Source organism: Roseibium sp. FZY0029 (genome assembly GCF_036350355.1).
Lineage (GTDB): Bacteria > Pseudomonadota > Alphaproteobacteria > Rhizobiales > Stappiaceae > Roseibium.
Genome location: NZ_JAZDVZ010000012.1, coordinates 186,645 through 197,754 on the forward strand (window position 1 = coordinate 186,645; position 11,110 = coordinate 197,754).

11 protein-coding genes are annotated in these 11,110 nt (G+C 58.7%); 4 read left to right on the forward strand and 7 right to left on the reverse strand.

Features of this window, described 5'->3' with window-relative positions:
• Window positions 1-100: 100 nt before the first annotated feature.
• Both V1T76_RS27290 and V1T76_RS27295 read left to right on the forward strand, forming a co-directional pair.
• Entirely contained in the window at window positions 101-1,261 is a 1,161-nt protein-coding gene (locus V1T76_RS27290) for an NAD(P)/FAD-dependent oxidoreductase (RefSeq protein ID WP_330563828.1), read from the forward strand.
• 569 nt (window positions 1,262-1,830) lie between these two features.
• Complete coding sequence (locus V1T76_RS27295; protein WP_330563829.1) at window positions 1,831-2,304, forward strand: YbaK/EbsC family protein; 474 nt, start codon at window positions 1,831-1,833, stop codon at window positions 2,302-2,304.
• 72 nt (window positions 2,305-2,376) lie between these two features.
• Here V1T76_RS27295 and V1T76_RS27300 read toward each other — a convergent pair whose 3' ends face one another.
• The 4 genes from V1T76_RS27300 to cysQ all read right to left on the reverse strand — a co-directional run bounded on the left by V1T76_RS27300 (window position 2,377) and on the right by cysQ (window position 7,422).
• A complete protein-coding gene (locus V1T76_RS27300) occupies window positions 2,377-3,390 on the reverse strand; it encodes an NAD-dependent epimerase/dehydratase family protein (protein WP_330563830.1) in 1,014 nt (337 codons plus the stop codon).
• 243 nt (window positions 3,391-3,633) lie between these two features.
• Window positions 3,634-5,568 carry a sulfate adenylyltransferase subunit CysN gene (gene cysN, locus V1T76_RS27305; RefSeq protein WP_330563831.1) on the reverse strand — a complete coding sequence of 645 codons (1,935 nt, stop codon included), beginning with the start codon at window positions 5,566-5,568 and terminating at the stop codon, window positions 3,634-3,636.
• A gap of 1 nt (window position 5,569) precedes the next feature.
• Entirely contained in the window at window positions 5,570-6,499 is a 930-nt protein-coding gene (gene cysD, locus V1T76_RS27310; RefSeq protein WP_330563832.1) for a sulfate adenylyltransferase subunit CysD, read from the reverse strand.
• An 80-nt stretch (window positions 6,500-6,579) separates the two neighbouring features.
• Window positions 6,580-7,422, reverse strand: coding sequence for a 3'(2'),5'-bisphosphate nucleotidase CysQ (cysQ, locus tag V1T76_RS27315; RefSeq protein ID WP_330563833.1), 843 nt, complete (start codon window positions 7,420-7,422; stop codon window positions 6,580-6,582).
• 303 nt (window positions 7,423-7,725) lie between these two features.
• Here cysQ and V1T76_RS27320 point away from each other — a divergent pair, with 303 nt between their 5' ends.
• The gene (locus V1T76_RS27320; RefSeq protein ID WP_330563834.1) at window positions 7,726-8,235 is read left to right on the forward strand and encodes a PilZ domain-containing protein; all 510 of its coding nucleotides are present in this window, start codon (window positions 7,726-7,728) and stop codon (window positions 8,233-8,235) included.
• Between the two features lie 128 nt (window positions 8,236-8,363).
• On the opposite strand, the gene V1T76_RS27325 is transcribed toward V1T76_RS27320, so the two are convergent.
• The gene (locus V1T76_RS27325) at window positions 8,364-8,960 is read right to left on the reverse strand and encodes a glutathione S-transferase family protein (protein ID WP_330563836.1); all 597 of its coding nucleotides are present in this window, start codon (window positions 8,958-8,960) and stop codon (window positions 8,364-8,366) included.
• A gap of 72 nt (window positions 8,961-9,032) precedes the next feature.
• On the opposite strand from V1T76_RS27325, the gene V1T76_RS27330 reads away from it, so the two are divergent.
• Window positions 9,033-9,752, forward strand: a complete 720-nt coding sequence (locus tag V1T76_RS27330; RefSeq protein ID WP_330563837.1) for a helix-turn-helix transcriptional regulator — start codon at window positions 9,033-9,035, stop codon at window positions 9,750-9,752.
• 106 nt (window positions 9,753-9,858) lie between these two features.
• Here the strand turns inward: V1T76_RS27330 and V1T76_RS27335 are convergent, their stop codons facing one another.
• Both V1T76_RS27335 and V1T76_RS29070 read right to left on the reverse strand, forming a co-directional pair.
• Window positions 9,859-10,116: a MafI family immunity protein gene (locus V1T76_RS27335; protein WP_330563838.1), complete on the reverse strand. Its 258-nt coding sequence runs from the start codon at window positions 10,114-10,116 to the stop codon at window positions 9,859-9,861.
• Between the two features lie 377 nt (window positions 10,117-10,493).
• Window positions 10,494-10,925, reverse strand: a complete 432-nt coding sequence (locus V1T76_RS29070) for a cysteine peptidase family C39 domain-containing protein (protein WP_442970189.1) — start codon at window positions 10,923-10,925, stop codon at window positions 10,494-10,496.
• Between the last annotated feature and the right edge of the window lie 185 nt (window positions 10,926-11,110).

An 11,110-nucleotide genomic window follows, 5' to 3' on the forward strand; every position in this document is an offset into this window, starting at 1 on the left:
CTTGAGCTTTCCTTCCGGGTGCCCTCATCAGCCTTTGCCATTTGCAACGCGTTCTCATAAGAGAGCCGGCAGGATCAATCAATCTCAAAGGACCCCGCCCATGGCAGTGACCGACGCCGAACCTTTCGATGTTGCCATCGCTGGTGCCGGCATTTTCGGACTGGCAATTGCGCGGGCGGCCATCGAGGCCGGCTTGAAGGTGGTGGTTCTGGAGAAAAGTCATGTCGGCGCCGGGTCCAGCGGAGGTGTGCTGGGTGCCTTGATGCCGCATATGCCGGCACGCTGGAACCCCAAGAAGGAATTCCAGTTCCAGGCACTGCTCTGTCTGGAAGAGCGAATTCGCACGCTGGAAAACCAGACCGGCCTCTCCTGCGGCTATCGCCGCTGCGGCCGCATTTTGCCGCTGACGACAACCGACAAGCTGGAGCACCATCTGGAACGCGCGGAAGAAAGCAAGCTGCGCTGGCGGCCGCTGGAGACCGGGTTTTCCTATGTGGTTGAACCAGCCGGAAGCCGGTCAGACTGGCTTGATGCCAGTTCAGCCCCTTTCGGCATCGTTTATGAGACCCTTGCGGCCCGAATTTCACCGCGGGCATACCTTGCCAGCCTTGCCAGCTTTGTCCGCCAGAACGGGTGCCTGCGGGAAGGTGTTGAAGTCACCGGTTATGACGATGCAACACAAACCGTTTTGCTCGCCGACGGGCAGACCTCCATTCAGACTCGGCAATTCGTCGTTTCGGGTGGATTTGCGGCTTTCGACCTGATCGAGACACTCACCGGTGAGCGGATCGGGCGCGGAGAGAAGGGCCAGGCCCTGGTGCTGGAAGGCAAGGGACTGGAAGACCGGCCTGCGATTTACTGCGACGGGCTTTATGTCGTCCCGCACGATGACGGCACCGTGGCGATCGGCAGCACATCCGACCGGGAATTTGAAGACGCAAAGCCCTCACCGGCGCGGTCAGCCGAGCTGTTGCAACGTGCCACCGCCTTCTGCCCGCAACTGCAGGGACGTCAGGTGCTGTCGGATTGGGCCGGTATCCGGCCGCGCAACCACAGGCGCGATCCGCTTGCAGGACAGCTGCCCGGTTTTCAAACCGCCTTTGCGGCTACCGGGGGCTTCAAGATATCCTTCGGCATTGCCCATCTGATCGCGGACGCTCTCGTGGCCGACATGACCGGCCGTGAGCCGGCGGTGCCGCTACCGGACACATTCCGGCCCGCACACCACTTTGGCAGCGGCAGGCTGGACACTGACCTCTGAAGATGCACACGCGCAGTCGGCACCGGGATGCGACGACACCCGGTTATTTGCGACTATGTCAGATAAAACAGGCCGGGTCGGGCAAGGCATGACCGCAAGTTTCTAGCGGCCTGGCTCGGTCAGAAGCAGCACCCGTCGGCTGGCTATATGGCGGCAACCACCGCGTATAGACCATAAAGGCTCAGCAGAATCGTCCCCCAGAAAAGGAGATTTTTCGCCACCAGAAATGGCAAATTCATTGACCCATCCCGACGAGCTGCAAGATCAGCCTGTTTCTTCCTCTTCATACCAGAGGAGTCAACTTCATTAACGGCTGCAGCGGCTCTCGCCATTTCGGCAATCCTTGAACGACTAAAACAATGGCTAACGGCAACCCTTTATCCGTAGCCACACACTGTACCGTTTAAGTCGCAAATGGTTAAAACCCGTTTAAGATTACCATGAATGTTTTATTAATTTACAGCACAATGAGATTGTTGATATGCACAAATTGTGGTCCGGCCCAGTGTAGCTTTTGCGCATCCCGCCTTGCCGGTCCTGTTTGATCCGACACGAGGAATTTCCGCAGCATGAGCCTTGAAAGTGTCCGCAACCACCTTGCCAGTGCCGCCCCTGAGCTTGAAGTCATCGTGACGGAAAACAGCAGCGCCACGGTCGACCTTGCCGCCAAGGCGCATGGGGTCGAGCCCGGCCAGATTGCCAAGACGCTGTCGTTTCAGCTCAAGGACAGGATCTTTCTTGTGGTTGCCCGCGGTGATGCCCGGCTGGACAACAAGAAGGCAAAGGCGGCCTTTGGCGGCAAAGTGAAGATGCTCGGCCTCGACGAGGTGGAAACCCTGACGGGGCACCCGGTTGGCGGTGTCTGCCCGTTTGGCCTCGCCCAGCCGCTGCCCGTTTACTGCGATATCTCGCTGAAGGAATACGACGTGGTCATTCCGGCGGCCGGGGCTACCAACGCCGCCGTGCGGATCTCACCGGACCAGATGGCCGAAATCACCGGTGCCGAATGGGTGGACGTGTGCCAGCCGCCCCAGCCCGCCTGACTGCGACGGGCAGTGTCTTTCTCCAGGGACTGCCGTCTTTGACTTTGGCGTTGTCGCCAGCCAGGCCAGGCATCAGGCCCGGTAATAGTCCTGGTACCATTCAACGAACCTGGCTACGCCGTCCTGCACGGTCGTCTTCGGCCGGTAACCTGTCAGGCTTTGCAGCAGATCCGCGTTGGCCCAGGTGGCCGGCACGTCGCCGGCCTGGATCGGCATCAGATTGCGTTCGGCGGTTCTGCCGGTCGCCGCTTCGATGGCTTCGATGAACTCGGTCAACTGGACGCAGGTAGAATTGCCGATGTTGACCACGCGCCAGGGCGCGACCGGCGAAAGGCTGTCGCCTTCCTGGACCCCTTCCCCTTCCGCGGGGCGAACGGGCACGGCATCCATCAGCAGCCGGATGCCTTCGACGAGATCCTCCACATAGGTGAAGTCCCGCCTCATGTCGCCGTAGTTATAAACGTCGATCGGCTTTCCTTCGAGGATCGCCTTGGTGAATTTGAAGAGGGCCATGTCCGGCCGGCCCCAGGGCCCGTAGACCGTGAAGAACCGGAACATGGTCACCGGCAGGTCATAGAGATGGGCGTAGGAATGCGCCATCGATTCCGTTGCCTTCTTGGTCGCCGCATAGAACGACATCTGATGGTCGGCCTTGTCGGTCTCCGTGTAGGGCATTTCGGTGTTGGCGCCATAGGCTGAGGATGTGGACGCCAGCAGCATGTGTTCCGGCGGAAAGGCTCTGGCCGCTTCAAGCAGTTCAAAGGTGCCGCAAATGTTGCTTTCCAGGTAGGAACGCGGTGCCTCGATGGAGTAGCGGACACCGGCCTGCGCTGCCAGATGAATGACGAAATCCGGCCGCTCGGTGCGGAACAGCGACATCAACAGGTCCGGCGCCTCAACCCGGTCGTTTATCGGCTTGAAATGCTCGTTCTGCATCAGCATCTGCTGACGGCGCTCCTTCAGGCGGACATCGTAATAATCCGTCATGGCATCGAGGCCAATCACCCGAAAGCCATCCTTGAGAAGTCGTGTGCACAGGAAATAGCCGATAAACCCCGCGGAGCCGGTCACCAGAACGGTTTTCATGATTTACCCAAAGCCTCTCGATCGAAAATTCATTTTGCAAGAACGTAACAGTCAGTCAGTCAGTCAAGGTATTAAAAGGCTTCGGGGAAACGGGCAATGGCGAAGTCTGCCGGACCCGCCTTGCCGGAGATACACAATCCGCCTCTGCAAATGAAAAAAGCCACCCGCTCTGTTGCAGCGCGAGTGGCTCGTTTTCTGGTCTGTGCGTCAGATCTCCCTGCCGCGCTCACATTCGCTCGCCTGTCAGATCCCTTCGCCGTCGGCGCTGAAGGTGTTCAGGTAGCCGCGTTCGCGCAGGTACTCGATGATCTCTTCGGCAACCTCTTCCGGGTCTCGGCCGACGTTGCGAATATGAAGTTCCGGGTTTTCCGGCGCTTCATAGGGGCTGTCGATGCCGGTAAAGTTCTTGATCTCGCCCCGGTCGGCCTTGGCATAAAGGCCTTTCGGGTCGCGCTTGCGGCACTCCTCGATAGGAGTATCGACAAAGACCTCGATGAATTCGCCGTCTTCCAGAAGATCGCGCGCCATCTGACGTTCCGAGCGGAACGGCGAGATGAACGACACTAGAGTGATCAGGCCTGCATCGGCAAAGAGCTTGGCAACTTCCCCCACGCGGCGGATGTTCTCCACCCGGTCGGCATCGGTGAAGCCCAGGTCCTTGTTCAGCCCGTGGCGCACGTTGTCGCCGTCGAGCGTATAGGTGTGGCGCCCGTCAATATGCAGCTTCTTTTCCACGATCGAGGCGATGGTCGACTTGCCGGAACCGGACAGACCGGTGAACCACAGGATCGCGGGCTTCTGCCCGAGCTTCTCGGAACGGGCCGTCTTGTCGACGTCGAGCGCCTGCCAATGGATGTTGCTTGCCCGGCGCAGCGCGAACCAGACCATGCCCGCACCGACCGTCGAGTTGCTCATCCTGTCGATCAGGATAAAGGAACCGGTCGTGTGGTTGGCCTCATAAGGATCGAATGGCACCGCCGAGGACAGCGAGAAATTGCAGAACGCGATTTCGTTCAGCGTCAACGTCTTGCCGGCCACATGCTCGAAGGTGTTGACGTTGATCTTGTGTTTGATCTCAGAGACCGTTGCCGTGACCGTGCGGGTGCCGATCTTCAGAAGATAGGACCTACCCGGCAGCAGCGGTTCGTCCGACATCCAGATCACATGCGCGGCAAACTGGTCGGCGACATCCGGACGATGGGCGGTCGAGGTCAGGAGATCGCCGCGGGAGATGTCGATTTCATCTTCCAGCGAGATGGTAACCGCTTCGCCGGCCCGGGCCGAGCTGACTTCACCGCTTGCGCCGATGATCGACTTCACCCGGGACTGTTTTGCGGGGCCTGCAACCACGATCTCGTCGCCTACGGCCACCTGTCCGCTGGCAACCGTACCGGAATAACCGCGGAAATCCAGGTTGGGCCGGTTGACCCACTGAACCGGAAAGCGGAACGGCGCTTCCAGAACGTGTTCGCCCACCTGCACAGTTTCCAGATGTTCCAGAAGCGTCGGGCCGGAATACCAGTCCATCTTGTCGCTGCGCCCGGTGACATTGTCGCCATATCGCGCCGACATCGGAATGGCCTGAAGGGTTTCGAAGTCGAACCCGTTGGCAAAGACCTCGAATTCCTTTCGGATTTCCTCAAAGCGTTCCTGGGAATAGCCGACAAGGTCGATCTTGTTGATGGCCAGCACAACGTGGCGGATGCCCAGCAGCGACGCGATGAAGGCATGGCGGCGGGTCTGGACCATCAGGCCGTTGCGCGCATCAACCAGCAGCACGGCAAGATCGGCCGTGGAAGCGCCGGTGGCCATGTTGCGGGTGTATTGCTCGTGACCCGGGGTGTCGGCAACGATGAACTTGCGCTTTTCGGTCGCAAAAAACCGGTAAGCGACATCAATGGTGATGCCCTGCTCGCGCTCCGCCTCAAGGCCGTCGACCAGCAACGCCAGGTCGATGTCCTCACCCACGGTGCCATGCTTTCTGGAATCGCGCTCCAGCGCGGCCAACTGGTCTTCGAAGATCAGCTTGGTGTCATAGAGCAGACGGCCGATCAGGGTCGACTTGCCGTCATCGACGGAACCGCAGGTCAGGAAACGGAGCTGGTCCTTGCTTTCCTGGGCCAGGATATAGTCTGTGACGGCTGTCTCTGCAGCTTCCTCAATGTTTTCGATCGACATCTTAGAAATATCCTTCCCGCTTCTTCTTCTCCATCGACGCGCTTTCATCCTTGTCGATGAGGCGGCCCTGGCGCTCGGATGTACGGGCAATCAGCATTTCGCGGACAATGGCGGGCAGCGTGTCTGCATCCGATTCAATGGCGCCGGTCAGCGGGTAGCAGCCGAGCGTGCGGAAGCGGACCATCTTTTCCTCGATCTCTTCGCCGGGCAGCAGCTTCATGCGGTCGTCATCGACCATGATCAGCATGCCGTCGCGGTTCACCACAGGCCGTCTGGCAGCGAAGTAGAGCGGCACCATGGGGATGTCTTCGGTCAGGATGTACTGCCAGATATCCAGCTCGGTCCAGTTGGACAGCGGAAACGCGCGGATGCTCTCGCCTTTTGCCACGCGGGCATTGTAGAGGTTCCACAGTTCCGGCCGCTGGTTCTTCGGGTCCCAGCCGTGATTGGCATTGCGGAACGAGAAGACGCGTTCCTTGGCGCGCGACTTTTCCTCGTCCCGGCGCGCGCCGCCGAAGGCGGCATCGAAGCCGTATTTGTTGAGCGCCTGTTTCAGCGCTTCGGTCTTCATGATGTGGGTGTGAACCGACGAGCCGTGGGTAAACGGGCCGATATTCTTTTCCAGCCCTTCCGGGTTGGTATGGACGATCAGATCCATGCCGAGACGCGCGGCAGTCTCGTCACGAAAGGTGATCATGTCCCGGAATTTCCAGGTCGTATCCACGTGCAGCAGCGGAAACGGCGGCTTGGACGGATAGAATGCCTTCATCGCCAGATGCAGCATGACGCCGGAATCCTTGCCGATGGAATAGAGCATCACCGGGTTGGAGAATTCCGCCGCGACCTCGCGGATGATGTGGATGCTTTCCGCTTCAAGCCGCTTCAGATTGCTGAGGCGCTCGGGTGTGATCCCGTGAGATTGCATGTTCATGTTCGCTTTTCCGTTTGGCCGGCGAACCAGCCGTATCAAAAATCGGACACGGGCCAGACGCCCGCGCAATTTGCCAATCGTCAGGCGGCCGGGGCTACGTCCCGCAGCAGGGTTCTGCACCCCGTCGCCAGAAAATAGGGATTTCTCAAATCGTCCTTCCGCGCGTTTTCCGGCACGCGGTAGACAAAATCTTCGCCCGTCTCCGCCAGAACAACGGCTCCGCCTGCGGCCCGCACGATGGCATCGCCCGCGGCAATGTCCCATTGCATGGTCGGGGCAAGGCGCGGGTAGAAATCGGCCCGGCCGGCGGCGACCCAGCACAGCTTCAGCGACGAGCCTACATTAAGCTGCTCGGCGACGCTCAGCCGTGAGATCAGGGCAGAGGTTTCTTCAGAAAGATGCGAGCGGCTGGCGAGCACACTGATGCCGCCCGCTGGTGGCGTGCGAACGGCAATGGGTGCAATGTCGGTGATCCCACCATCCCGGATGGTGCCCTTGAAGGCCTTCATTTCGGCGCTTCCATTCCCCTCGATTTCCCCGCCCCAGTAGATCTCATCAAGAGCGGGAGCGGAGACCACGCCGAAGACCGGCCGGCCGTTTTCGATGAGCGCGATGTTGACGGTGAACTCGCCGTTCTTCTTCAGAAACTCCTTTGTGCCGTCGAGCGGGTCGACGAGGAAATAGCGCGCTCCCGCAGAAGGCAGTTTGCCTGCTTCGACCGCCTCTTCAGCCACAACCGGAATATCGGGAAACTTTTCCGCAAGGCCCGCGAGAATGATTTCTTCGGCCGCTGCGTCTGCCTTGGTCACCGGAGACCCGTCGACCTTGTTCTCGACTTCGAACGGTTCCGCGTAGATTTTGAGGATTTCCTCTCCAGCCTTAAGGGCCAGCCGGTTCAAGAAAAATATCTGTTCTTCAGTCATCGATGCCTCAATTTGCGCCGGGAAATATTGCCCCCGCGCAGTTCGCTCGAGTGGCTCTCCCGTAAATAGAAAGGGACAGTGTATCAATTCAAGGAATGGTGTTCCACGTTTTCGCCTGAATAGAAAAAGCTCAGGTTTCTCTGACGGCGGCATAGGAGCTTTTGTTTCTCCTCACAAGGCCCGAAACCAGGCGTGGACAGGCCCGGCCTAAGTGGATTCACCGATTGGCAAGGGCTTTGAGCCTAAACTAACCATGATTGGGGTTTAATGTGCCCTTGGACACCAAGAGAATGCGAGAGATCCATGTCGGACGCCGCCAAACCCTTCGCGCCCCAAATGGCGGATGAGAGCGCCAGCGAACACATGCCGCGCGAGCGGCGGGCACGCGTCTTCAAGAAAGGCAAGATGGTCTTTCAAAACGGTCTGCGGTCGATCCCATGTATCGTGCGCAACATTTCCGACGGCGGTGCCCTGCTGGAGTTCGAGCAGGCCTACATGCTGCCGAAGGAATTCGACCTGCACATCGATCTCGAAGATTATGAAGTGACTTGCGAACGGCGATGGGAAGAAGGCCTGCGCTGCGGCGTGCAGTTCATCGGCGAGAAACGACCGGTCGCCGCGCAGCGTGCGCAAGTGCTGCGAAGCTCCGAAGAAGCCTTGAGAAACAACGAGCCTGACCATCGCCGCGACAGCCCGGACAACTTTTTCCAGCGCCGCCACATGGATGAACCGCATGCCGACGAGCGCGCCTCCGTGCGCCGCAACCGGCCCGATGCAAGCGCCGGCAAACCGACCTTCGGCAAGAGACGCTGATACGCCACGGGCGCAGAAAGCACCCCACGAGCAGCAAAAACGCCGACTGCCCCTCTCCGCTTTACAAAACAGATTTGGCCCGACGGGGCAGCCGTCAGGCCGATTAGTCAACTCGGGTTCAAAACCTCTCAGGCCGCCTTGCGTTCACGCTCCAGCGTCCGCACGGTGGCCGGGCGTTCGCTGCACCGCTTCACCCAGTCGCGGATCGCTTCGTTGTCCGGCATCAGATCCGGCAGCCACAGGAACGGACCGCTGCACAAGAGGTCGACGGCGGAATAATTTTCGCCCAGCAGATAGGGCTGTTTTTCCAGCGTTTCGGCAAGCCGAGCGACCATCGTGTCGTAATCGCGCAGGTTTGCCTCCAGGGCTGGATGCGTAAGCCCCGCGAATTTCAGGATGATGACCGGCTCCATCACGCCCTGATAGTAGAACAGCCAGGACAGATACTCGCCGCGCCCCGGCTGACCTTCGATCGGCCCCAGCCCGGCTTCGGGAAACTTGTCGGTGAGATAAAGCATGATCGCGCCGCGCTCGCGGATCGCCTCGGCTCCATCCAACAGGTAGGGCACCTTCTTTTCGGGATGCGGGTTGGATGCATCCGGCCCGCCCGAGCCATCCAGCCGGCGAACCGTCACTTCCTTCACCTCAACGTCGGCTCCCAGCTCTTCGATCAGCGTCACGATTGCCGAAGAGCGGCTGTTGGGAGAATGGTAAAGCGTCATCATGGGAAAGCTCCTTTTCTTTGCGATGCCAGAGGTATAGCTTCCCCCTGCTGACAATTTACGGCAGGAGCAAACATGGCCCGCATGGACAGGCTGATGCGCCTGATGGATACCCTCAGGCGCCTACCCCAACCGGTCACCGCCGCGCGCCTTTCCGAAGAGACCGGCGTTTCCCTGCGCCAGCTCTACCGCGATATCGCAACGTTGCGTGCGGGCGGCGCGCTGATCGACGGGGCCGCGGGCGTCGGCTACACCTTGACGGAAGATCCCGTGCTGCCGCCGCAGAGTTTCTCCCGGTTGGAAATCGAGGCGCTGATGCTGGCACAAAGCGGGCTGGACCAGATCGGTGACGAGACACTGAAAAAGGCCGGCCGCAACGCCATGGCCCGCATCATCGCCACCCTGCCCGACCGGCAGGCGCGCCAGGCCATGCACACGGTGATGCGCAGCTGGCGTCAGCCGGACAAGCGCCCGCCGGTGACGGTGGATCTCGACCTGTTGCGCGAGGCCTGCTGGGAAGAGTTCAGCCTGATCATCACCTATCGCGACCTGCAGGAGCGGACGACCACAAGGGAAATCTGGCCGATGGGCCTGTCCTACAGCGAAACCTCGCTGCTGCTGCTCGCCCATTGCCGCCTTCGGCACGACTACCGCCACTTCCACGTCAGCCGGATCGCCTCACTGGCGCCCGGCACCGAAAGCTTCCGCCCCAACCGGGTGGCCCTGCTCCGCGACTACATCAAACTACGAGGATATGACCGGAACAGGCAAGCTCGGCGCGGTGAAGTTGGGTAAAGTGCGAATTGGAAACGGACTAACCTCAAAACGCGGAGTTTTCAGGGGAGCGGGTTACGACATGTCGTCGAACGACCAGTGATATGGCACACAAAGTCAAACTCGTTCAGTTTTTATTGGGAGCAAGAAAGTTCCAATTTTGCGGATCAATTTCCATGCTTTCACCCGCTGTACGGATAGCTTGGTATTCGTGCTCATTTGGAAGAACATCAAATTCTTCAAGCTGCGTGCACAGATTCTCAAAAGCCATACCCCATTCACCGTGCTCAGCATCACTCCGGCAATCATTCAGCCACTCGCCATCTAACCGCCCCCTAAACAACTCGATGATTTTAATGACAGCAATTTTGGATTTATTATTCATGTTCAATACTTCGAAATAGATTTGGTTCCCAACCCCCAAATAATCCACGTTGCGCATCAGGAGCCAGAACAGGCGGAGTGATCAAAGTCACGGCCAACAAACGGCTATTCGCTTTATCACATCACCATAAATTTCTAGTTCAACCGTACTATCTAGATCATAGCCGTCTGGAATCTGAACTAGGATATGATCCTCTCGCCGCTCGAATTGTCCTTTGAGATAATGTCGATGCGATGATCCGCCCGCAACGGGGGGAAGCAAGTTCGAAACTCTTAGAGCTTGAAACTCATCACCGACAAATAGCCGCGCTCCGTCCGTTGTCGACAGCGTTACGCTCATTTCGTCAGCAGGAATTTCCAACAAACATTCTTCCATGATTAGTCCCGTATCTGAATTGCGTTGCCAGTGAAGCGACCTTCAAATGAAGAAACCGTTTCATAGTAAACGCCGCCGTTTGGTCCGCCTGCTGGATCACGAACAGCTACAACACGCTGACCACTGCGTGTCGTCACCCCATCCACAACAACATAGTGATTGGTATTGGGACCAGTCCGAACCATTGCAATGCTAGGACGGCCTCCTGCTGTCATACTTTCCAAGTCGGAGACCGACCGCCGGGTTCTGACTACCGAACTAACTCCATTGTCTCGCAAAAGACGCTGCAAGTCCGGCACAGTGGTACCGGCAGAACTCGTAACTGGGTGTGTCCGAATAAGATCGTCAACCGCAACAGGGTTGCCCTGTGTATTTAGTACCATCCCACAAGAATGCTGACCGCAAGTAACCGAACGATTTGGCTGAACCTGCACACTACCTCGATCATTCGTACGAATGATCGGATTACCACTGGAGTCCAATGGTTGTGAGGGTCGGAACCGTCCGCCGCCTACTGTATTTGTAGCTCTCCCTTTGTTTTGCCCTGCTCGTCCCAAAAAGACGGTGACCTGCTCCCCTGATTGTCCGCATTCAAAAGTTAGCTCTGTTCACGGTGTGA

Excerpts from the sequence above, each read along its gene's own strand:
- V1T76_RS27290 (WP_330563828.1), top strand. The coding sequence starts at position 101 with ATGGCAGTGACCGACGCCGAACCTTTCGATGTTGCCATCGCTGGTGCC.
- V1T76_RS27295 (WP_330563829.1), top strand. The coding sequence starts at position 1,831 with ATGAGCCTTGAAAGTGTCCGCAACCACCTTGCCAGTGCCGCCCCTGAG.
- V1T76_RS27300 (WP_330563830.1), bottom strand. The coding sequence starts at position 3,390 with ATGAAAACCGTTCTGGTGACCGGCTCCGCGGGGTTTATCGGCTATTTC.
- cysN (WP_330563831.1), bottom strand. The coding sequence starts at position 5,568 with ATGTCGATCGAAAACATTGAGGAAGCTGCAGAGACAGCCGTCACAGAC.
- cysD (WP_330563832.1), bottom strand. The coding sequence starts at position 6,499 with ATGAACATGCAATCTCACGGGATCACACCCGAGCGCCTCAGCAATCTG.
- cysQ (WP_330563833.1), bottom strand. The coding sequence starts at position 7,422 with ATGACTGAAGAACAGATATTTTTCTTGAACCGGCTGGCCCTTAAGGCT.
- V1T76_RS27320 (WP_330563834.1), top strand. The coding sequence starts at position 7,726 with ATGTCGGACGCCGCCAAACCCTTCGCGCCCCAAATGGCGGATGAGAGC.
- V1T76_RS27325 (WP_330563836.1), bottom strand. The coding sequence starts at position 8,960 with ATGATGACGCTTTACCATTCTCCCAACAGCCGCTCTTCGGCAATCGTG.
- V1T76_RS27330 (WP_330563837.1), top strand. The coding sequence starts at position 9,033 with ATGGCCCGCATGGACAGGCTGATGCGCCTGATGGATACCCTCAGGCGC.
- V1T76_RS27335 (WP_330563838.1), bottom strand. The coding sequence starts at position 10,116 with ATGAATAATAAATCCAAAATTGCTGTCATTAAAATCATCGAGTTGTTT.